Raw genomic sequence first — 21,739 nt, 5'->3', positions numbered from 1 at the left:
GCGAGGAGCGGAGCTGCCTCTCAGCCGTCCGACGGCGCCCCGGCGCCGAGCACCTCGTCGATGCGTGCGCCGAGCCACGGCGCCATCGTCGCGGAGAAGTCGGCGGTGAGGTGGTCGTCGTCGCGGTAGACGTACACGTTGCCGATGATCGGCGAGCAACGACCCCTGGGGCACAGCACCGCGGTCGAGGGGTCCGCGACCGCCACGCGGCGCGCGGGGTCGGTGTTGGCGAAAGCCAGGGTGGGGTCCTGGGCGGCGAGCTTCTCGGTCAGCGGGGCGCCGCAGGCGGCATCGGCGGCCTCGGGGTCGCCGCCGGCACGCAGGGCATCGAAGGCGCAGGCGTACTCGTCGACGGGCCAGCGCGGGTTGTCCCGCAGCACGAGGGCCGGGATCCCCCGGTCCTGGACCAGGGCGAGCGCCGCCGGGAGATCGGCCCGCGCCACCTCCGGGGTGCCGTCGGAGGCCGAGTGGCTGCCCAGCGTCACCACGACGTCCGGCTTCAGGGTGTCGAGCACCGCAGGCCAGATGGTGTCGACCGTGGCGCACTCGGGTTTGCCGCTGCCGGTGCTGAAGGAGCATCCCGGCTTGCCCACGTAGTACACGGTCCACCCCCGGGATCGTGCGGCCTCGGACACGGCCGAGGAGTACTGGGCGCTGTGGGAGTCCCCGGCGATGAGGATCGTCGCGGTGGCGGTGCCCACAGCGGGTGCGCTGCGGCACGTCACGGCCTCGGCCGGCCCGTACCGGCCGCCGCAGTCCTCGGGCAGCAGATCCTCCGGGGCGTAGCTCTGGTCGGCTCGGGGGACCGGCGCGACGCCTCCGGCCGTCAGGGGCGAGCCCGTCCACGCGGCACCCGGGTGCTCGGCATCGGCCGACTGCGATACGGTCGAGGACCCCGTCGCGCCCGGCGTGGGGGTTCTCGCCGTGGGGCTCCCGGAGCCGGTGCCCTCGATGACCTGAGTGGTCACGGCGGAGAACCCGACCGTGGAGCCGGCCGCGAGCACCACCAGGCACACCGCGACGGCGGCGAGGGACCGCAGGCGGCGCGCGGCGAACCAGGCCGAGCGGTGCAGCGGCCGGTCCACGAGCACGGTCAGGCCCCACGCCACCACGAGGGATACGGCCAGCAGCACGAAGCCGTCGACCAGACCGGCGCGCCCGGCGCCGTGCCACGCCAGCCACCCCACGAGCAGCGGCCAGTGCACGAGGTAGAGCGCGTAGGAGATCGATCCCAGCCCCTGGACCGGTCGCAGGCCCAACAGACGGTCCACGCCCCAGCGGGTCCCGGAGTGCCCGGCGACGATCACGAGAGCCGCGGCGGCCAGCGGCCACAGGGCGATCCAGCCGGGGAAGGCGGTGCTGACGTCGAGCACCAGACCGCAGGCGATGAGCGCGCCGACGCCGGCCCAGCCCAGCAGGGCACGCAACGGGCGCAGTCCTGGCCTCTCCTCGGCGTCCGGGCGGCGAGCACGCAGCGCCCGGTCGATGGCCGGCAGTGCGAGTGCCAGCAGCGACCCCGCCGCGAACTCCCACAGCCGGGCGCCCGTGTCGAAGTAGGCGACGGTCTGGTCGCGCGAGGTCTCGAGCACCGACCACGTCAGCGATGCGGCGCCCACGAGCCCGAAGACGATCCCCAGCACGGGACGGACGGCGCGAGGCCGGCGTCGCAGGCCCAGCAGCGCCAGCAGGCCGATGAGCAGGGGCCACAGGAGGAAGACCTGCCCTTGGATCGACAGGGACCACATGTGCTGCAGGGGCGAGGCGGAGGAGGCATCGTGCTGGTAGTAGTCCACCGAGTCCAGGGCGAGCGCGACGTTCTGCACGTACAGGCTGCTGGCCACGGCATGACGCTGGATCATCGGCCAGGACGTCACCGGCAGCACCGTCACAGCCAGGGCCAGCGCACCCAGGATCACGATCGTCACGGGCGGGTAGAGGCGCTGGAACGTGCGCGCCCAGTACGCCCGCAGCGCCAGCGGGCGCCCCTGTTCGAGGCGCCGTGCGAAGGCGCCCGTGAGGAAGAAGGCGGACAGGAAGAGGAAGACGTCCACCCCGCCGGAGACGCGCCCGAGCCACAGGTGGTAGACGACGACCAGGAGCACGGCGATGCCGCGGAGGCCGTGGATCTCGGTGCGGAACGACGTCCGGGGAGCCGCCGGGTCCGGGGGGCGCTCGCCGTCCGGCGCCCCGGGGGCACCGGGAGCGTCCGGCGCGCTCCCCGCGGACGGGGCGGTCTGCGGGAGCGATGGGGGGTCGACCGCCCGCGATGCCGTCGACGCGGCGGAGGGCGGGGTCTCCCCGGCCGGATCCTCGGTCCAGTCGGACACCTCGGAGGCGATGGAGGTCTCGGTCCTCGGGCCCGATGCGGCGTCCGCGTGCTCCGAGGGTGCGGGGGGCACGGGGGACCAGGGCTCGAACTCGGAGGTGATCTCTGCGGGCGGGGTCGAGTCGTCAGGGCCATCGGTGGGGGGGAGGTCCCGCCGATGCGACGGGTGGGTCCGCACCGCGCGCTGTCCGGGGGCGGCGGTCGATCCCGCCCCGGGTTCGGTCCCGGGCCCGTGGGACGGGTCCGGCGTGGTGGTCCGCGCGACCTCGAGGGCCCCGGCGACCTCGGAGCCCGAGGCCGTCGCATCCCGGTCCGAGGCCCAGGGGTCCTGGGGATCCCACGTCGCCGAGGTCAGCTCGCCCCTCAGGGACAGGGGGTCCTGCAACCACGGGTCGCTCGACGGCGAGGCCGTGGGGTCCGGTGCACCGTGACGGCGGCGGTCCGGGGCATCCGGTGCCGGAGCCGGTGCTGGTTCCGTGTCGGCGGTCCACGGGTCGTCGCCGTCCGCGGCGGACGCCCGGCGCCGCCCGGGGACTGCGCGTCGCCGTCCGCTGCGGGGCGCCTGCTCGCGGGCACGGGCTCGGGCCGCCTCGGCCTCGGGGGAGAGGGGCGCCGCGCGACGTCGGCCGCCGGAGGGGGTGTCGGGCTCGTCCATGGCGTCTCCCCGTCCCCTCCCGTCCTCGTATCGATCCCCGTCCTGGTCACGGCTCCGTGGAGGCCGTCGTGATCGCCGCGGCCCCGGCACGGAGGCCTGCCGGGCGGCTTGCGGCCCCGGTGCGGGCACCGGACATCTTCGCAGAAGACCCCCTCGGCGGCACGGCAGCGGCCGTGGCCACGGGGAGCAGCGCTCACGCCGCGACGACGAGCACGCTCCCCGCCGGAACGGGGACCCGCCTCGAGGCGCTGGTCGCCTCGTCTCCGTGACCCGGCGCCGATCAGCGCGACGAGCAGGGCGTTCCGCGACTCACGGCGTCAGGGGCGGCACGTCCGGCTGCTCCTCGATCCACGCGGTGAGCCGGGACACCCCGGCCTGCAGGTCGAAGCGCGGACGCCAGGGGGCGAGGACCTCGGTGGCCGCCGTGATGTCGGCCCAGGCATGCCGGACGTCGCCCTCCCGGAAGCGGCCGGTGACATGGGGCTCCGGGGCGCCGTAGGCCGCCGCGATCGCGCGGGCCGCCGCCCCGATCGTCTGGACCTCACCCGAACCGATGTCCAGCGGGGTCTCGGACACGCGAGGCACCAGCGCGGCGGCGACGATCGCGTCCGCGACGTCGTCGATGAGCACGAAGTCCCGGCGCACCTCGCCGTCCTCGTAGAGCGGGATCGAGCGGCCCTCCCGGGCGTAGCGGCAGAACAGGGTCATGATGCCCGTGTACGGGTTCGCCATCGCCTGCCCGGGGCCGTACACGTTCTGCAGGCGCACGATCGCGGGTTCGACCCCGAAGGACGTGGCCCAGATCCGCAGGAGGTTCTCCTGCGCGAGCTTGGTCGCGGCGTAGACGCTGACCGGGCGCGGCTCGACGGAACGGGCGTCCATGGCCAGGGGCACGGCGCCCGGCACGTCCCACTGCCCCGTCGCGAGAGAGGCGGCCGTGCGCTGGCGGGGATGGAAGGCCTCGCCGTCCTCGCCCTGCCAGGCGCCCTCCCCGTACACCGCCCGTGAGGACGCCAGGACGATGCGCCGGGGACGGATGCCGCGGGAGGCGAGGGCGTCCAGCATGCGGGTCGTGCCCACCACGTTGGCCAGGGCGTGACGCGTGGACTCGGTGAGGGACTGGCCCGTCCCGGTCTCGGCGGCGAGGTGCACGACGACCTCGGGCTCGACCCTCGTGAGGACGTCGTCCCAGGTGGCAGGGTCCGCGATGTCGCCGACGACCAGCTCGACCGCGTCCGGGAGCGCCGCCGGGCGTCGCCGCCGGGGGTGGATCTGGGGATGCAGGCTGTCCACGACGACGACCCGCTCGAAGGCCGCGAGGAGGGCCGGGGCGATCGCGCAGCCGATGAAGCCTGCGCCTCCGGTGACGAGGACGGTGCGGGGCATGAGGTGCCTTTCGGTGCGGAGCAGGGCAGGGCCACGAGGGAACCTGCGACGGAGGGGGACAGGGGGCGGACGCGGACGGGACCGACACGGGCGGCAAGCGCGGAGGCTCCGTGCGTCGGGGTCGGGTCCGCACGGGTCGATCCCGTATAGTCGGGCCGCGTGGACGCCCCTGCACAGCCCGCCGAGAACGGCCTGAGGACACTCGTCATCATGCCTGCCTGGAACGAGGAAGCGGCCATCGGCGGCACGATCCGCGAGCTGCGACAGGCGCTGCCCGACGCCGAGCTGCTCGTCGTCGACGACGGCTCCAAGGATGCCACCGCCTCCGTCGCCGAGACCGCCGGCGCCCGGGTCCTGCGCCTGCCCTACAACCTCGGCGTCGGCGGCGCGATGCGCGCCGGCTACAAGTACGCCAAGCGCTTCGACTTCGATCGCGCGATCCAGGTGGACGCCGACGGCCAGCACGACCCCAAGGACATCCTCGACGTGCTCGCGGGGCTCGAGCACGCGGACATCTCCATCGGCGCCCGTTTCGCCGAGCGGGGGAGCTACCGTGCGACGGGACCTCGGCGCTGGGCGATGATCCTCCTCGCCTCGATCGTGTCCCGCCTGGCCAAGGTCCGGCTGACCGACGTCACCTCGGGTTTCCGTGCCGCGGACCGGCGGGCGATCGCCCAGTACTGCGAGCACTATCCGGCCGAGTATCTCGGCGACACCATCGACTCGCTCGTCGTGGCCATCCGGTCGGGGCTGACCGTCGTCCAGGTGCCGGTGGAGATGCGGGAGCGCCAGGCGGGCACGCCCTCGAACAATCCCGCCAAGGCCGCCGTGTACCTCCTGCGCAGCGTCTTCGCGCTGTTCATCGCGCTGACCCGGCGCCCCGTGCGCTGGGAGAGCGGAGAGCCGGCATGAGTCCCCTCTTCTTCCTGGCCATGGCGGCGCTGATCGTCGTCGTGGTCCTCCTGCTCCTGCGTTCGCGACGGCTGCGTGAGAAGTACGCGGCGCTGTGGATCGTCGTGGGGCTGGCGAGCATCGTGCTGGCCGCGTTCCCCGCGCTCCTGGAATGGGCCGCGCACCTGGTGGGCTTCGCCGTGCCCTCCAACCTCATGTTCACGCTCGCGATCGTCCTCCTGCTCGGCGTGTGCCTGCACCTGTCGCTCGAGCTGTCGCGGCTCGAGGACGAGACCCGCACGCTCGCCGAGGGCGTCGCGGTGCTCGACTCGGAGGTGCGGGAGCTGCGCGCTGCGGAGGCGATCCGCAGTGCCCGGACCCCGGTCGTCGAGGATGCCGCCGCGCGGGAGCACGCTCCGCGTCCCCGGGACGTCGTGGAATGAGCACGCCCCGGGCCTCGATCGTGATCATCGGCTACCGCGCCGAGGGGACGATCGCCGCCGCGGTCGAGAGCGCCCTGGCCCAGACCGTCCCCGACGTCGAGGTCGTCGTCGTCGACGACGGCTCGGACGACGGCACACGTCGGGTCGTCGAGGAGATCGCGTCCCGCACCGCCGATCCGCGCCTGGTCATCGCGCCGCCGGCGCCCAACGGCGGCCCGTCCGCCGCGCGGAATCGCGGGCTCGCCCTGAGCCGCAGCCCGTGGATCGCGTTCCTGGACTCCGACGACACCTACGAGCCCCAGTTCGTGGCCCGCATGCTGGCGGCCGCGGAGGAGACGCCGAGCGCGCACGTCGTGGTCTGCAGCCACATGATCGTCCCGGTGGACGGGCCGCGGCGTGTGCGCACCCCTGCATGCGGCGTCGGGGTCATGACCGGCCGCGACGCCGCGATCACCTTCCTCGAGGACCGTCTGACCCCGTACGTGTGGGACAAGCTCTTCGCCCGGGAGGTCCTAGGCGATGACCCCTTCCCCACCGACATCCATCGCGCCGAGGACGCCGTGGTCGTCCTCGGTGCCTGCCTGGCCGCCGACCGCGTCCGGGTGATCACCGATGCGCTGCAGATCTACGTCGTCTCGACGACCTCGCTGACCTGGGGTCGGGTCGCGCCGATCGCCGAGAGCGCCGCCCTCATGGAGCGGCTGCGCGAGCTCGCCGCCCCCGTGCTCGACTCGGCGCCCGGGCGGCGTGCGCTCGACGTCTCGACCGTCCTGACCTACCTGAACACGGCGCACCAGGCGATCATCCGGCTCCCGGGTGCCGAGCGGGCGCCGTACGTCCGTGCATGCGCTCGTCGGGTCCGCTGGTCCGAGATCGTCGGGGCCCTCCGCGCGCGGCCCGCCCTCGGCGCCGCGGCGGTGCTCCTGAAGGCCGCGCCCTGGGCGTACCGCCGGGCCTATCGCGCGTACGTGCGGCGTGCCTACGCCATCACGGACTGAGGTCAGGCGCTCGACGCGGCCGGGTCCGTCGCCGCGGCGGGCGGCCTCGAGAGCAGGATCGTGACGACGTGGACGGCGACCCCCAGCAGGGGCCCCACGATGAGCGCCACGACCGACCGCACCGGGAGGTCCCACGGCGTCAGCAGCAGGGCGAACGCAGAGACCGAGGCGACGACCCAACCCAGGGAGTACCCGAGGTGGGCGCTGACGGCGATCGTCGCGGTGCCGGTGAGGGTGAGCAGCGCGAGCGAGGCCGCGGCGATCATGAGGCCGGCGAGGGTGGCCCCGGCGACCTCGTAGCGGTGGCCCGACAGCAGCGCGATGATCCAGGGCCCGAGGAGGTAGGCGCCGATGGCGCCGACGATCCCGAGCAGGCAGAGGCCGAGCGCGGGCGTGGCCAGGGCGCGCAGCGAACGCCCGCCGGCGCGCAGGAACGCCGTGATCGCGACGCCCTGGAAGGCCTGCAACGGGATCATGATCGGCGAGCGGGTCAGGGAGATCGCGAAGATCGTGGCGACCCGCACGGCGGCGTCGGCGTCGGTGCTGGTGAGCTTCATGAGCACCGGGAAGCCCGCGATGAGCGCCGCCGAGGAGGCCGAGGAGACGATCGCGAACAAGTGGTGGCGCAGGAGGCGCGGGAGGGGGACGTCCGTGCGGGCCCCGGCGGCCGAACGTGCGGCGGGGGAGAGGAGGACGAACAGCAGCCAGATCCCGGCAGGCGCCGCGATCGCGAGCTCGACGGGGCCGATCAGCGCCACGGCCGCCATCGCCACGGCCCACAGCACGAGCCGTCCCGCGGACTCCGCGGCCATCAGACCCGAGAACAGGCCCCAGTTGCCGCGGCCGGCCAGGGACCCTGACAGGGTCGCATGGCAGGCGTAGAGGACGACCCCGACGGCGACCAGAGGGACCGCCCACAGCGCGGAGTGGGGGACGACGCGCGAGGCCCACAGGGGGCTGCTGAGCACCACCGCGACGGCTGTGATCCCACCCAGCACGAGCGCCGCTGTCATGGCGCGCGCGCCGTCGCGACGCCCCAGCTCGGCGGAGCCCACGGCCCGCGTGGTCTCGTTCTGCGTGCCCGAGATGACCCCGAACACGCCGAACAGCAGACCCCAGAACGCCAGGAACTCGTCGGCGAAGGTCGCCGATGACCAGCGCACGACCAGCCACTGGATGATGAACGCGGAGATCGCCGCGATGCCCGAGGCGCCGATGATCCCGATGGCGCGGGACCGGGTCACTCCCCGTCGCGGCGCATCGGGCTCGGCGGCGGGGGTGGAGGGGGCAGGGGATCCATCACTCACCGGGGGATCCTACCGGTGGCCCCGCAGGGGATGTGGTGTGATGGTCCCCAGCCGACCGACCGACCCGGAGGATCCATGACCGTCGACATCCTGTTCCCCTACTACGGGGACGTCGATCTGATGAAGCTCGCTGTCCAGTCCGTGCGGCAGCAGACCGTGACGGATTGGCGGATGGTCGTGATGGACGACGGGTACCCGGACGACTCGATCCCCGGCTGGTTCGCCTCCCTGGAGGATCCGCGGATCTCCTACGAGCGCAACGCCGAGAACCTCGGCGCCAACGCCAACTACCGCAAGTGCCTGGGACGCGTCGAGAACGAGCTCGTCGTCGTCATGGGTGCCGACGACATCATGATGCCCAACTACCTCGAGTGGTTCATCGACCGGGCCGAGCACCACCCCGAGGCCGCGGTCTTCCAGCCGGGCGTCTTCGTGATCGACCAGAACGGCGCCCCCTCGAACACCCTCGTCGAGCGTGTCAAGGCCGTGTACCGGCCCTCGGGCAGCGGCGTGCGGCTGCTCAGCGGTGAGAAGCTCGCGATCTCGATCCTGCGCGGCGACTGGCTGTACTTCCCCTCCCTGGGGTGGCGCGCCGAGACCATCACCGGCATCGGCTTCCGCGAGGGCTACGACGTGGTCCAGGACGTCGCCCTCGTCATGGACGTCGCCTTCAGCGGCAGGTCCCTGCTGGTCGACGACGTGGCCGCCTTCATGTACCGACGCCATTCGGGGTCGGACTCGTCCTGGCGCGCCCTGGAGGGCACCCGCTTCGCCGAGGAGCGGCGGTTCTTCTCCACCATCGCCGACGAGATGGACGCCCGCGGCTGGCGCCGCGCCGCGCTCGCCGCGCGCCTGCACGTGTCCTCGCGTCTGCACGCGGGATCTCTGCTCCCCAAGGCGGCCGTCGCCCGCAAGTGGACCGGCGTGAAGAACCTCGGCGAGCACATCGTCCGATGACGACCCGCCCGACCCGCCGGACGTCGCGGTGACGGCCCCCGCGACCACCCGCGCCTCTCGTCCGCGGCTGGTGTACCTCGATGTCCTGAACATCTGCGCGATCCCACTCGTGATCTTCCTGCACGTGCGCGTCGCGTACTGGAACGCGGACGGCAGCCCGGGCTGGTGGTTCGAGAACGTCGTCTCGGGGTTGGGCGTCATCGCCGTCCCCATCTTCTTCATGAACTCCGGCGTTACCCTGGTGGGGTTCATCGAGCGCTCGACCGTCGGGACGTTCTACCTCAAGCGGTTCAAGAAGGTCGTCGTCCCGTACCTCATCTGGTCGCAGCTCTACCTCCTCTTCGGTGTGCTGATCGGGGCCCGCACGGACGTGGGCGTGGGCACCGTGCTGTCCACCGTGGTCGACGGCAGCTCCGCGGGTGCGACCCTGTGGTACCTCGAGGCCGCGATCGGCGTCTACATCGTCCTGCCCGTGGTGTCCCTGGCCGTCCTCGCGCTGACGCGGGACCCCGAGCGCAGGGACCGCAGGCTGCTCCTGCTCCTGGGGATCAGCGTCCTCGCCGCCATCGTGCTGCCGGCCGTCCGACGGATCCTGCCCGCCACCCTGCCCAGCATGGAGATCCCGTTGGGCGGTTACCTCGTCTTCGTGCTCGCCGGCGGGGAGCTGCTCCACCGCGGCTCGCCCCTGGCCCCGATCTTCACGGACTACCTGACGCTCGGGACGCTGTGCACCGCCGCCGCGGTGTTCGTCGCGGTGCGCCAGGCCCGGCCGGAACGTCTCCCCGAACGTGCTCAGCGGATGATCTCGTCCCTGGCGGGCATGACCTTCGGCATCTACCTGGTGCACCTGATGGTCATCGAGACCGCCGACCTCTGGCTGGCGCCCCGCACCCCGTCGTCCGACGTGCCGATGACGATCGGCGTCTGGGCGGTCTCGTTGGCGATCGTCGCCGTCCTGCGGCTGATCCCGCCGGTGAGACGATGGGTGCTCCCGTGAGGGTTCCCCGCACCACGGGGGGCCGGACCGCCCGAGTCGGCGGCATCGGTCCTCGCGGCGAGGGACGACCTGCCGCACCCCTTCCCCTGAGCCGGACCTCCCGGGTCCTGCCGAACCGACCGACGAGGACACGATGCACTGGACCGAGCTGCTGCCCCTGATCGGCCTCGCCGCCCTCGTCCTGCTGGTCCCCGGTGCCGTCCTCGGGCTGGCCCTGGGCGTGCGCGGGGTCGACGTCCTGCTGCGGGCTCCCGTGTTCTCCGTTGGCGTGGTCGGGGTGGGTGCCGTCGTGTGCGGGATCGTGGGCATCCGCTGGTCCCTCCTGTCCCTGGCCGTCGTGACCGCGGTCTTCGCTGGCCTCGCCGCCCTCGTCTCCCTCGTCCTGCGGCGCTGGAGCGATCCGGCGGAGCGGCCCGGGCGGACGCCTGCGGCCGTCTGGTGGGGCATCGGCGGCGCGGCCGTCGGGGGGCTGCTGCTGTGCCGTCAGCTCAAGGCGGGGATCATCAGTCCCGATGGGATCTCGCAGAGCTACGACAACATCTTCCACCTCAACGCGATCCGGTACATCATCCGCACGGGCGACGGCTCCAGCCTCACGCTGAACTCGATGACCACCGCCGACGGCTCCGGATCCTTCTACCCGGCGGCATGGCACGACGTCACCGCCCTCGTCTTCTCGGTGTTCCCGGGATCCGTGCCCGCGGCGACCAACGCGATGACCTTCGCGGTCGCGGCGCTCGTATGGCCCCTGTCGATGACCGCGCTGGCGCTGGCGCTGCGTCCGACGGCCCGCCTGCACGCCCTGGCTGTCGGCGGCCTCACCGCCGCGTTCGTCGGCTTCCCCGGCATCCCGATGAAGTGGGGGATCCTCTACCCGAACATGCTCGGGCTGGCGATACTCCCGGCGTTCCTGATGCTCGTCCGTGCGGCGGTCAGGGATCTCGAGCGGTCCGCCTCCCCGGCGCGGTGGTGGTCCACGGGCGGCCAGGTGCTGGTGGGCGCCGCCGCCGTCAGCCTCGCGCATCCCAACGCGCTCGTCGCCGCCGCCGTCCTGCTGCTGCCGTGGCTGCTGTGGGTCACGGGCCGGACGCTGCGGTCCGCGCGTCGGGACGGGTCGCTCGTGCAGGTCCGCACCGTCCTGATGGTGCTCGGGTGCGTCGCCGTGGCGGGCCTGTTCGTGGTCCTGCGGCCGCCGGCGGAGAACTCCGTGTGGGGGCCGAGCCTGCCCAACGGTCAGGCCGTCGGGGAGTTCCTCACCGGGGCGTTCAACGCGACGCGCACGCAATGGGTGGTCGCGGCCCTCGTGGTGGCGGGCGTCGTGGCGTCGATCCGCGCGCGCCGTGATCGATGGGTGGTCGCCGCCTGGGCGGTGGCCGGCGCCCTGTACGTCGTGGCCGCGTCCGCGGATGTCGGGCCCCTGCGCACCTTCCTCACGGGCCCCTGGTACAACGACAGGTTCCGGCTGATGCCCCTGGCCGTGGCCCCGGCGGTGCTGCTGGCGGCGGCAGGCGTCTCCGCGGTCGCCGCATGGCTGGTGCGTGCCCTGTCCGCGTTCGACCTGCCGCGGCTCCTCCGGGTCGCCTCCCCGGCGATCGCCGCGGTGGTGGTGCTCGTCGTGGCCGTCTGGGCCTCGATGTCGCGCGCGATGGACGAGGCCTGGGACTCCGTCGCCTACGAGTTCAAGGAGACCCCGGACTCCCTCCTCATCACCTCCGACGAGCAGGCCGTGCTGGACGCCGTGGACCGCTACGTGCCGCCCGGGGACGTGATCGTGGTGGATCCGTGGGAGGGGTCGGCGCTCGCCTATGCGCTCGAGGACCGGGAGGTCACCTCGCGGCATTCGCTCAGCGAGACCCCGGAGCGGTACGAGGACATCGTCCAGCATCTCGACGAGCCCTCGCGCGCCGCCGAGGTGTGCGCCCAGGTCCAGGCGACCGGTGCGCACTGGTACCTCGACTTCGAGGACACCCTCGACATCGGCCGGGACTACGCCCACCAGTACGAGGGTCTCGAGGACGTCGTCGAGTCCGGGGCGGTCACTCCCGTGTTCACGTCGGGTCCGGTGGGCCTCTACCGGATCAGCGAATGCGATCGGTGAGCCGGCCCGACGGGCCTCTCAGCGCTGCCAGCTCCAGCCCGCGTCCGTGAGCTGACGGTCCGCGATGGGCGCGAGCGTCTCGCTGTAGGTCGACGAGATGTGCCGTTCGTCGAGCCAGACGTAGACGTTGCCGATCTCGAGCCGGCAGCGCAGGCCCGGACAGATCGAGTCGACGAGGTCGACCCGGTAGAACCTCCCCGGGTACCCGCCGTCGCGGTCGAGCGCGGCGACGTCGGCCATGGCGTCGTCGTCCCCGTACTCGTCCCGGACATCGAGGTCGCAACGCGGCCGGCTCAGGGTGCCGCCCAGGCAGTCCACGGGGTTCTCGCGGAGACGAGGCATGTCGCGCAGGCCGATCACGTCGACGCCCTCGGACAGCAGCGAGGCCGTGATGTCCGTGGTGCCCTGCATCGGCACCTCCTTGCCCTCCCAGGGGACCTGGGTGGTCTCCAGCGCCACCGCGGTCGGCCTCAGGGCGTGCAGGTAGTCCAGGACCTGGCCATTGCGGGCCTGGCATTCCTCGCGCAGGAACTCCCCGGTCGCCAGGGGGCAACCGGGGGCCCAGAGCAGCACGACGGTCCAGCCCTGCGCGCGCGCCGTGGTCATCAGCGACGGGGCGAACTGGCGCGCTCGGGAGTCGCCGACCACCACGAGGACCGGGGCGCCGTCGGCGGTGGACCCTCCCATCGAGCACGAGTCCGCCAGGGCGGGTGAGGGCGCCACACGGCCGGTGCAGCCGTCGGGGAGGGTGAACCAGTCGTCCGGGAGGCTCGCGGGGTCCGGCGCCGGGAGTGCGCCGCGCGGGACGGCGACGGGATGCGCCCCCAGCACCGCGGCCCCGGGGTTGTCGGCCGGCCCCTGGGCGTCGCGCTGCGCGTCTCGCGCGTCGAGCTCCGCCCGGATGCCGATGACGGGCGCGATCACCAGGGCGCAGCACGCGGCGATGACCGCGGGCCCCCGCCACCAGCGCAGCTCCAGCCTCTTCGAGGAGCGCACAGGGGTGTCGACCCACCGCGTGATCCCCCAGGCCAGGACGATCGAGGCGAGGACCACGGCGCTGCCCTGGAGAGCGTTCAGGTGCGCGACGTCCAGGGCCACGAGGGTCAGGATCAGCAGCGGCCAGTGCACGAGGTACAGGGCGTAGGAGATGTCCCCCACCCAGCGCAGCGCACGGCCGGCGAGGAGGCGGTCCGGACCCCAGCGCAGGCCCGTCGGCCCCGCCATGATGACCATCGACGCGGACAGCAGCGGCCACAGCGCGATCCAGCCCGGGAAGGCCCCCTGGACGTCGACGAGCCATCCGCAGGCCAGTGCGAGAGCCAGACCCGCCCATCCGATGACGGCGCGCAGCGCCCTCCCGCTGTCGAGCGTCGGATCCGCGGAGGCGCGGTACCCCAGCCTCTTCTCGAGGGCGGGCAGCACGAGTGCCAGGACCGACCCGAGCGAGAACTCCCACAGACGGGTCCGGGTGTCGAAGTAGGCGAACGACTGGTGCGTGGCCGTCAGGTGGACGCTCCACGCGAAGGAGGCGACCGTGATCGCGCCGAACACGATGAGCAGGATCCGGCGCGCAGGCCAGCCGAACCGCCGGACGAGCAGCCCCACCACGAGGAAGATCAGGGGCCACAGCACGAACACCTGACCCTGGATCGACAGGGACCAGAAGTGCTGAAGGGGGCTCGCCGTCGAGTGGTCGGCCGCGTAGTAGTCCACGCTCCGCAGGGCCAGCAGCCAGTTCTCGGTGTACGTGAGCGAGGCGATCGCCTCGTCCAGGACGTCCCTCCACCGCGTGGGGGACAGGACCAGCAGGCTCCCGACCATCGTCAGGACGATGACCAGAGCCCCCGGCGGGACGAGGCGTTTGAAGGCATGCACCCAGTACCGCGGAACAGCCAGAGGCCGTCCCCGTTCGAGCTTGCGGGCGAAGGAGCCGGTCAGCAGGAACGCGGAGATGAGCAGGAAGATGTCCACCCCGCCCGAGACCCGGTCGAACCAGATGTGGTAGCAGACGACCATGAGGATCGCGACCGCGCGCAGGCCCTGGAGCTCCGGGCGGAAGGAGCCGATCGGGCCGGGGGCGGGGGGCTCTCCGGTGGGCGCGACGTCACTCGCCGCGGTGTCCACGGGCGGCACGGCCCCTGCCGGTGCGGACGTCCGCTCCCGCTCCATCGGGATCGGCGCCCACGCATCGCGCACCGGCCGGGACGTGGCGCGGATCACGGAGTCGACGTGCTCCGACGTCCCGGCAGCCTCGGGTCGCGCGGCGGCGCGCCGGCCGCGGCGCGGTGGGGGTTCCGGGTCGGACGTCATGTCGGGATGGGCCTCGCGAACAGGGTGGGGGCGCAGGACCCGACCATGCTACGGGCGCTCCCCGTGCCAGACTGTCCTGCGTGCCGCATCCGTCCGAGACCTCCGTCGTCACCCCTGGCCAGGACCGGTCCGACGCGACCGATCCCTCCTCGCCGGCCCCGGCCCCCGCCGCCACCGGCTTCACCCTCACCGCCCACGACGGCCACCGAGCCCGGGCCGGCGTCATCTCCACCCCCCATGGCGAGATCCGGACCCCCGCGTTCATCCCCGTGGGCACCAAGGCCACCGTCAAGGCGGTGCTCCCGGAATCCATGCGCGACCTCGGCGCCCAGGCGATCCTGGCCAACGCCTACCACCTCTACCTCCAGCCCGGCCACGACCTCGTCGACGAGGCGGGCGGGCTGGGGGCGTTCATGAACTGGGACGGCCCCACATACACCGATTCCGGCGGCTTCCAGGTGATGAGCCTGGGTGCCGGGTTCAAGAAGGTGCTCTCGAGCGAGTTCTCCGGCGGGGAGAAGGCCCGCACCGCCTCGGGTGAGGACGACGCCGTCGCCGAGGGCAAGGAGCGCCTCGCGCACGTCGACGACGACGGCGTCACCTTCCGCTCCTTCATCAACGGCGACGAGCACCGCTTCACGCCCGAGATCTCCATGCAGATCCAGCACGGCCTGGGCGCGGACATCATGTTCGCCTTCGACGAGCTCACGACGCTCATGAACTCCCGGGGCTACCAGGTCACGGCGCTCGAGCGGACCCGTCTGTGGGCGCAGCGATGCCTGGCCGAGCACGCCCGGCTCACCGCCGAGCGCACGCATCGGCCCGCTCAGCAGCTGTGGGGCGTGATCCAGGGCGCCCAGTACGAGGACCTGCGGCGCCGCGCCGCCCACGACCTCGGGACGATGGACGTCGACGGCCAGGTCTTCGACGGCTTCGGGATCGGCGGGGCGCTGGAGAAGGAGAACCTGGGCACGATCGTGGGCTGGGTGACCGACGAGCTGCCCGAGGACCGCCCCCGCCACCTGCTGGGCATCAGCGAGGTCGACGACCTGTTCACCGCCGTGGCGGCAGGCGCCGACACCTTCGACTGCGTCTCCCCGTCGCGGGTGGCCCGCAACAGCGCGGTCTACACGCGGACGGGCCGCATCAACCTCACGGGGGCGCGCTACCGCCGGCAGTTCGCCCCGATCGACGAGGGCTGCGACTGCTACACCTGCACCCACTGCACGGCGGCGTACGTGCACCACCTGTTCCGGGCCAAGGAGATGCTCTCGGCGACCCTGTGCACGATCCACAACGAACGCTTCGTGGTGCGCCTCGTGGAGCAGATGCGGGCGGCGATCACCGCCGGCGAGTTCGCGGCGCTGCGGGAGGAGACGACGGGCGCGTACTACGGCTCGGCACGCTGAGAGCCTCTCAGCCCAGGGGGCGCAGCGGCCCGCCGGGAGCGGGTGAGGCGGGGGGCGCAGGGCTCGACGGGGGCGCCGGAGCCGCGGAGGGCGCCGCCGCACGGCTCGCCCGCCACGCGATCACCGCGCCGACGATCGCCGCCGCGGAGAGGAGCACGGCGATCAGGAAGTCCAGGAGCGAGACCACGGAGTAGGCCGTGCTCATCGAGCGGATGCTCTCGAAGTCGGCCCTGGCCACGGCGAGCCGGACGATGAAGAAGACGATCGACTGCCCGATGCCCAGCACGAGAGCCGCGATGACGACGATCCCGCCCGTGCGCACACGTCCGCGACCGCGCACCACCACGAGGATGGCCAGGACAAGCAGGGTGACCTGCGCGATGAACACGAGGGCACCGAACAGCCGTGTTCCGAGCGACAGGACCGTGACGCCGTCGCTCGGGTAGCCGCCGGGGGCCGCGCCGATCACGACGCCGATCAGGAAGCCCGCCACCATGGACAGCAGCTGGCCGAGGAGGGGCAGGAGGGCCACGATGAGCAGCGCCAGGGTGAGCCGGGCAGGCGGGGACGCGGGCGAGGCCGTCGAGCCGACGGGAGCGCCCGGGGACGGGAACGTGGGGGCCGCCTGGGGCGGAGGCCCGTAGGGGTTCTGGCTCATCGTGCTTCTCCTCGGGTGTCCGGCGTGGACGGATCGTCGACAGGGCGCGGCCTCTGCGAGCCGTCCGTGCCATCGTCCCACGGGCCGCGCCCCTGCCGTCCTTCCCGCGATCGCGCCGCGGGACGCCCGCTGTGGACCTCGGCCGCGAGCAGGTGCGCTCCGCTCGACGCGGAGGTGTCGCTCACGGAGCGCTCACCTGCACCGAGAACGACACCGGTCGGGCGCTCAGCACGTACTCCGGCAGGGGGGCCGGGCCGCACGCCGCCGAGCCGACGCCGTGCAGCGCCGCCGAGAGCGTCACCCAGGTGCGCCCGTCCGGTCGCAGCTCTCCCTGGTGCCCGCGGCGGTCGAGCTCCGCAGAGCTCCAGGGCCGCACCGCGAGCCCGACGGCCTCCGGGGCGCCGATCACGAGAGGTCCCGCCGCGGTGGTGATGCGGGCGGTCACGGTCCCGGCGCGATTGCCGTTCTCCTGGGGGAACACGTACGGGGTCTGCAGGCGCTCGACGTCGAGGTGCCAGTGCGCCAGCGTCGTGCCGCCGCCGGTGTCCGGATAGGACTCGTGCGGGCCGTACCCCGTGTAGTCGACCTCGCGGCCCTCGGCATCGATCGCGAGGGTCCAGCCCACGCGCGGCAGCGGGAGGTCAGCGGGCCACGCGGCGTCCGGCACGACGTCGACGTCGAGCCGCAGGTGCTCGCCGTCGCTGACGAGTCGCTCGGTGATGTCCGCGCCGAGCGAGCTGCCGTCCAGGCCCAGGCGCCGGGTCACGCGGAGTCCGTTCTCCTCGACGGTGACGTCGACGGTGCGGCTGCGGGCCACGTCGAGGTTCAGCCGCTTCCAGCGCACCTCGAGGGGGTTCTGGGTGAAAGCGCGCTCGTTGTCGACCGGGGCCCGCCACAGGTCGACACCGGAGGTCGACACCGGGAGGTTCCCCAGGGCGCGGATCCTCCCGCGGTCGTCGAGGGTCGCGGGGCCCAGCCGCCAGCCGCCGTGCGGGAGGGGTTCGGGGGCCACGGACCGCCCGAGCGCTGCGACGGAGGCGGCCAGGCGGGTGGGCTCGACGTGGTCGGCGATGTCGACGAGGTGCCCGCCGGGCACGGGGCCCCGGGCGGTGCGGGTCGTGACCCGCACCGTGGTCGCGGGGCCCTCGTGGCGCGGCAGCGGGACCTCGACCGCACTCCCGGGGGCGATGGGGTCCACGGGCAGCTCCGTCCAGGTCTCCTGGGCATCCGTGGACACCTCGAACCGCAGCTGCGCGGTGTCCGTGAAGGCCTCGCGGTTGGTGATCCGCACCGAGCCCGCGGTGACGTCCAGGCCGATGGGGGAGTACCAGTGCTTGGCGTCCAGCAGCCCGGGGGACGGCGTGCGGTCCGGGAGCACCAGGCCGTCGGCCACGAAGTTCGCGTCATGCAGGCGCTCCCCGAAATCTCCGCCGTAGCCGTCGATCGGGGTGCCGTCGGGCGCGGTGGTCGCCAGGGCGTGGTCGATCCACTCCCAGATGAACCCGCCCTGGAGCGCGGGGTAGCGGTCGGTGAGCTCCATGTACTCGCGCAGCGACCCGGCGCCGTTGCCCATCGCGTGGGCGAACTCGATCCACAGGAACGGCTTGGTGAACGCCGGGGGAGCGACCAGCAGCTCCTCATCCGGAGTCACGCCCAGACCGCGGAGCATGTCCCGCATCCACGTGCGGTAGTCGTCGTCGAGGTCCCGACGGCCGATCTGCGCGGAGCGCTCGACGCTGGGGTACATGAGCGAGAAGACGTCGACGTTCTGGGCCAGGTAGTCCTGCTCGTAGAGCACGGGACGGGTGGGATCCACCTCGCGCACCCGCTGGATCATCGCGTCGGTGACGCGACCTGTCGCGGCCTCGTTGCCGATCGACCACAGGATGATCGAGGGGTGGTTGCGGTCGCGGCGCACGAAGCGGTCGGTGCGCTCGACGAGGGACGCCTCGAAGCGGGGGTCGTCGGCGGGGCGGCGCGCCGCCCCCGAGGAGTCCTCCCCGGTGGTGTCGCCGTGGAAGCCGTGGGCCTCGAAGTCCCCCTCGCACACGACATACAGCCCGACCTCGTCGCACAGATCGAGGAACCGCTGGTGGGGCGGGTAGTGGGAGGTGCGGACGGCGTTGATGTTGTGGGTCTTCATGAGCGCCACGTCGCGGTCCTGGTTCGCGAGGTTCTGCGTGCGCGAGCCCAGCCGGTCCACCTCGTGGCGGTTGACGCCGCGGAGCACCACGCGCTCGCCGTTGACGCGCAGGATCTCCCCGTCGACCTCGACGCGGCGGAACCCGAGGCGCAGCGCGACGGCCTCGATCGGCGTGCCGTCGGCGGCGGTCGCCGTCACGGTCGCGTCGTACAGGCGTGGGTGCTCGGCGCTCCAGGCCTCGACGGTGCCGGCATCGATGACGCCGGACTCGTCGGCCGCACTCCCGGTCGCCCTGGATCCGTCGCCTGCTGCGGCGGCCCCGGGGAGCCGCGTGTCGATCCCGAGCTCGGGGACCTGCACCCGCACGTCGAGCGGCGCCCCGGCGGCGTCGGTGGCCGTGAGGCGCAGCGTGCCCGTGCCGGTGGCCGGGTCGAGGTCCGCCGCCGCCTCGAGGTCGTGGATACCCCCGGCCGGGCGCAGCAGCAGGTCCACGCTGCGGAATATCCCCGAGGCCCACCACATGTCCTGGTCCTCGACGTAGGTGTTGACCGACCACTGGTTGACCAGGACCGCGAGGGTGTGGGCTCCGGGCGCAGCCAGGATTTCGGTGACGTCGAACTCCTGCGTGAGCCGGCTGCCCGCCGTCACCCCCACCTCGGTGCCGTCGACCAGCACGGTGCCGCACGAGTCGACCCCCTGGAAGCGCAGGAGGATTCGTGCGCCGTCGGCCAGGGCACCGGCCCATGCGGCGGGTACCTGCACTGCGCGCGAGTACAGACCGGTGGGGTTGTCCTCCGGGACGTGGGGAACGTCCAGCGGGATGGGATAGACGACGTTGGTGTACTGCGGTGCACCGAAGGGGTGACCGTCCTCCAGCGCGGAGCGTCCGTCCCGGCCCTGGAGCTGCCAGAGCCCCGGCACCTCGATGCTCGTGGTGGGCCCCAGGTCGCCGCCGTCGGCACGATGGCCGAACCGGAAGTCCCATCGGCCGTCGAGACGCAGCGACGGGGCGTCGGAGCGAAGGTGCGCGCGTCCGGGGAGTCGGGAGCGCCCTGCGGGAAGGGCCTCCCACGGGCGGCCGCTGAGAGGCAGGAAGTCGGGCAGGGCCTCGGGGGCCTGGAAGTCTGAGGTCACAGATGTACTCCACGTCGAGTGCGGTGATCCGCCCGGTCGCCAGGCGTGATGCTCATGCTATGACACACGAGAAAGGCGGTGCACCGGTTGCCGCAGGATGCACTCCGGCCCGATGACGACGATTGGTAGGCTCGACCCCCGTGACGACGGCTGAGCAGACGGGGTGGCAGGACCCCGCCCAGGACGCGGTGCGCGCGCGCAAGGAGTCCTACGAGCAGCTGCGGCGCCTGAGCACCTGGCGGCTGCTGTCGGCCACCAAGGCTCCCGCCGTGCTCTCGATCCTGCAGGCCGTGTTCCCCGGTGGGGATCGGCGCCTGCCACGCAGCGAGCTGGTCGCCCGCGTCACCACCCACCTCGACCTCCTGCGGGACGACCGCGAGGAGCGCGAGGACGGCGGCGAGGACGCGGACGCACCGCGCGGCGGCCGCAGCGCCGCCGAGTACTGCGACGCCTGGGTGCGCGAGGGCTACCTGACCCGGCGGGACGACCCCCAGGAGGTCGAGACCACCTTCGAGCCGTCGCCGGCGACGATCGAGGCGATCGGGTTCATCGTGTCGCTGGAGGAGCATCGGCCCACCACCACGGAGTCGCGCCTGCAGCTGGTGGTCCAGCAGTTCGATCGGCTCGTCGAGGAGACGGAGGCCGATCGCGACGTGCGCCTGGCCTCCCTCCAGGCGCGGCGTGCCCGCATCGAGCGGGAGATCCAGGAGCTGTCCGAGGGTGACCTGATGCTCCCGAGCTCCGAGTCGTCGCTGGACCGCCTGCGGGACGTCCTGCAGATCGCTGCCGAGCTCTCCGGGGACTTCCTGCAGTACCGCGAGGACCTGCGGGCCGTGGACCTGCACCTGCGTGAGCAGATCCTCGCGCCCGACGGATCGCGCGGCGAGGTGCTCGAGCAGCTGCTCGCGGGCGACGACCTGCTGGGCCAGTCGAGCGTGGGCCGCACCTTCACGGCGTTCTTCCGCATGCTGAACGACCCGGGCCGCAACCGCACCGCGCAGTCCCTCGTGGACCGCCTGCTGGAACGCGACTTCGCCCAGCGCCTCACCCGGGCCGAGCGCGAGGCGCTGGCCAACGTGTTCAGCGACCTCTATGAGCCGGCTCAGGAGGTGCTCGACGTCAAGACCGAGCTGTACCGCTCCCTCGCGCGGTTCGTCCGCAGCCAGGATTTCCGCCAGCACCGGGTGCTGCTGGACCTGCTGCAGGAGGCCCAGCACGAGGCGCTGGCCCAGAAGGACACGGTGTCCACCCGCACGCCGTTCGCCCTCGGGCTGGACCTGTCGCGAGCGCGGTTGGCGTCGGTGTCCCAGCAGCAGCTCAAGGACCCCACCGACCCCGGCGCCCCGGCCGAGGCCGAGGTCCACGAGGCGACGACGCTGAGCGTGGAGGTGCTCGCGGACCTCGTGCGCACCAACGACATCGACCTCGTCGAGCTCACCGGACGCGTCAACGACGTGCGCGGCACCCAGGGACAGGCGAGCATCGGCGACGTGCTGCGGGCCCACCCCGCCAGCCAGGGCCTGGCGAGCGTGATCGGCCTGATGTTCCTGGCCACCCAGTACGCGCAGTTGCGCGAAGGGGCCACGGAGCTGGTGCGCTGGCGTGAGCTCGACGGGACGGACTATGCGGCCACGGTGCCGTCGTTCTTCTTCCTCGAGGACGTGCCGGCAGGCTGATCGCCCTCGTGCGTTCCGAGGGCGTCGCACCCGGTCCGACGCCCACTCCGCCTGTCATGACGGCACCGGATGGACCGGCCCGGGGTCCCTCGAGGTGATCTGGCGACGGTCGCACCCATCCGGACCTCCTCACCTGCGAGCCCTCCCGGTGCTCGTGCACCGCGTTGCGGTCCCGAGGCCGTCCGTGAGCCCCGGCGTCCGCGTGGTCGTGGAGCCCGGGACGACTGCCCGGTGCGATCACTCCTGCGCATGATGCGGAGGGTGGATTCGCCGGCGGAATCACGACACCGCGATAGGGACAGATCGCAGGTAGGTCTCAACTGTGCGCAATCGGACATGTGCGGCTAATGT

At 72.8% G+C, this 21,739-nt stretch carries 14 protein-coding genes; 8 read left to right on the top strand and 6 right to left on the bottom strand.

Features of this window, described 5'->3' with window-relative positions:
* Positions 1-20: 20 nt before the first annotated feature.
* Both ACT3TZ_RS11360 and ACT3TZ_RS11355 read right to left on the bottom strand, forming a co-directional pair.
* A complete protein-coding gene (locus ACT3TZ_RS11360; RefSeq protein WP_444583535.1) occupies positions 21-2,981 on the bottom strand; it encodes an SGNH hydrolase domain-containing protein in 2,961 nt (986 codons plus the stop codon).
* Positions 2,982-3,290: 309 nt separating this feature from the next.
* Positions 3,291-4,367: an NAD-dependent epimerase/dehydratase family protein gene (locus ACT3TZ_RS11355; protein ID WP_444583534.1), complete on the bottom strand. Its 1,077-nt coding sequence runs from the start codon at positions 4,365-4,367 to the stop codon at positions 3,291-3,293.
* 210 nt (positions 4,368-4,577) lie between these two features.
* Between ACT3TZ_RS11355 and ACT3TZ_RS11350 the strand changes: the two genes are divergently transcribed.
* The 3 genes from ACT3TZ_RS11350 to ACT3TZ_RS11340 are packed head-to-tail and all read left to right on the top strand — an operon-like array spanning position 4,578 to position 6,699.
* Positions 4,578-5,279, top strand: a complete 702-nt coding sequence (locus ACT3TZ_RS11350; protein ID WP_444583593.1) for a glycosyltransferase family 2 protein — start codon at positions 4,578-4,580, stop codon at positions 5,277-5,279.
* Positions 5,276-5,701: a DUF2304 domain-containing protein gene (locus ACT3TZ_RS11345; RefSeq protein ID WP_444583533.1), complete on the top strand. Its 426-nt coding sequence runs from the start codon at positions 5,276-5,278 to the stop codon at positions 5,699-5,701. The genes ACT3TZ_RS11350 and ACT3TZ_RS11345 overlap by 4 nt, the downstream gene beginning before the upstream one ends.
* Entirely contained in the window at positions 5,698-6,699 is a 1,002-nt protein-coding gene (locus tag ACT3TZ_RS11340; RefSeq protein ID WP_444583532.1) for a glycosyltransferase family 2 protein, read from the top strand. Before ACT3TZ_RS11345 ends, ACT3TZ_RS11340 begins: the two co-directional genes overlap by 4 nt.
* Before the next feature lie 2 nt (positions 6,700-6,701).
* Here ACT3TZ_RS11340 and ACT3TZ_RS11335 read toward each other — a convergent pair whose 3' ends face one another.
* On the bottom strand, positions 6,702-8,006 hold the full coding sequence (locus ACT3TZ_RS11335; protein ID WP_444583531.1) for a hypothetical protein: 1,305 nt from the start codon (positions 8,004-8,006) through the stop codon (positions 6,702-6,704).
* A gap of 75 nt (positions 8,007-8,081) precedes the next feature.
* On the opposite strand from ACT3TZ_RS11335, the gene ACT3TZ_RS11330 reads away from it, so the two are divergent.
* From ACT3TZ_RS11330 to ACT3TZ_RS11320, 3 genes are all read left to right on the top strand, one after another.
* The gene (locus ACT3TZ_RS11330; RefSeq protein ID WP_444583530.1) at positions 8,082-8,963 is read left to right on the top strand and encodes a glycosyltransferase family 2 protein; all 882 of its coding nucleotides are present in this window, start codon (positions 8,082-8,084) and stop codon (positions 8,961-8,963) included.
* A gap of 28 nt (positions 8,964-8,991) precedes the next feature.
* Positions 8,992-9,960, top strand: coding sequence for an acyltransferase (locus ACT3TZ_RS11325; RefSeq protein WP_444583529.1), 969 nt, complete (start codon positions 8,992-8,994; stop codon positions 9,958-9,960).
* Between the two features lie 133 nt (positions 9,961-10,093).
* Complete coding sequence (locus tag ACT3TZ_RS11320; RefSeq protein ID WP_444583528.1) at positions 10,094-12,058, top strand: DUF6541 family protein; 1,965 nt, start codon at positions 10,094-10,096, stop codon at positions 12,056-12,058.
* An 18-nt stretch (positions 12,059-12,076) separates the two neighbouring features.
* Here the strand turns inward: ACT3TZ_RS11320 and ACT3TZ_RS11315 are convergent, their stop codons facing one another.
* On the bottom strand, positions 12,077-14,368 hold the full coding sequence (locus ACT3TZ_RS11315; protein WP_444583527.1) for an acyltransferase family protein: 2,292 nt from the start codon (positions 14,366-14,368) through the stop codon (positions 12,077-12,079).
* 71 nt (positions 14,369-14,439) lie between these two features.
* On the opposite strand from ACT3TZ_RS11315, the gene tgt reads away from it, so the two are divergent.
* The gene (gene tgt, locus ACT3TZ_RS11310) at positions 14,440-15,777 is read left to right on the top strand and encodes a tRNA guanosine(34) transglycosylase Tgt (RefSeq protein WP_444583592.1); all 1,338 of its coding nucleotides are present in this window, start codon (positions 14,440-14,442) and stop codon (positions 15,775-15,777) included.
* 7 nt (positions 15,778-15,784) lie between these two features.
* Here tgt and ACT3TZ_RS11305 read toward each other — a convergent pair whose 3' ends face one another.
* The gene (locus ACT3TZ_RS11305; protein WP_444583526.1) at positions 15,785-16,435 is read right to left on the bottom strand and encodes a hypothetical protein; all 651 of its coding nucleotides are present in this window, start codon (positions 16,433-16,435) and stop codon (positions 15,785-15,787) included.
* A gap of 181 nt (positions 16,436-16,616) precedes the next feature.
* Positions 16,617-19,712, bottom strand: a complete 3,096-nt coding sequence (locus ACT3TZ_RS11300) for a glycoside hydrolase family 2 TIM barrel-domain containing protein (RefSeq protein ID WP_444583525.1) — start codon at positions 19,710-19,712, stop codon at positions 16,617-16,619.
* Between the two features lie 140 nt (positions 19,713-19,852).
* Between ACT3TZ_RS11300 and ACT3TZ_RS11295 the strand changes: the two genes are divergently transcribed.
* Complete coding sequence (locus ACT3TZ_RS11295) at positions 19,853-21,388, top strand: DUF3375 domain-containing protein (protein WP_444583524.1); 1,536 nt, start codon at positions 19,853-19,855, stop codon at positions 21,386-21,388.
* Positions 21,389-21,739: the final 351 nt, after the last annotated feature.

This window comes from Brachybacterium sp. AOP25-B2-12, assembly GCF_052378625.1.
Classification (GTDB): Bacteria; Actinomycetota; Actinomycetes; order Actinomycetales; family Dermabacteraceae; genus Brachybacterium.
This window is presented reverse-complemented; position numbering and strand designations above follow the sequence as displayed.

What these genes read in the sequence shown, in the direction of transcription:
- ACT3TZ_RS11360 (WP_444583535.1), bottom strand. Translation starts at nt 2,981, where the DNA reads ATGGACGAGCCCGACACCCCCTCCGGCGGCCGACGTCGCGCGGCGCCC.
- ACT3TZ_RS11355 (WP_444583534.1), bottom strand. Translation starts at nt 4,367, where the DNA reads ATGCCCCGCACCGTCCTCGTCACCGGAGGCGCAGGCTTCATCGGCTGC.
- ACT3TZ_RS11350 (WP_444583593.1), top strand. Translation starts at nt 4,578, where the DNA reads ATGCCTGCCTGGAACGAGGAAGCGGCCATCGGCGGCACGATCCGCGAG.
- ACT3TZ_RS11345 (WP_444583533.1), top strand. Translation starts at nt 5,276, where the DNA reads ATGAGTCCCCTCTTCTTCCTGGCCATGGCGGCGCTGATCGTCGTCGTG.
- ACT3TZ_RS11340 (WP_444583532.1), top strand. Translation starts at nt 5,698, where the DNA reads ATGAGCACGCCCCGGGCCTCGATCGTGATCATCGGCTACCGCGCCGAG.
- ACT3TZ_RS11330 (WP_444583530.1), top strand. Translation starts at nt 8,082, where the DNA reads ATGACCGTCGACATCCTGTTCCCCTACTACGGGGACGTCGATCTGATG.
- ACT3TZ_RS11320 (WP_444583528.1), top strand. Translation starts at nt 10,094, where the DNA reads ATGCACTGGACCGAGCTGCTGCCCCTGATCGGCCTCGCCGCCCTCGTC.
- ACT3TZ_RS11315 (WP_444583527.1), bottom strand. Translation starts at nt 14,368, where the DNA reads ATGACGTCCGACCCGGAACCCCCACCGCGCCGCGGCCGGCGCGCCGCC.
- ACT3TZ_RS11305 (WP_444583526.1), bottom strand. Translation starts at nt 16,435, where the DNA reads ATGAGCCAGAACCCCTACGGGCCTCCGCCCCAGGCGGCCCCCACGTTC.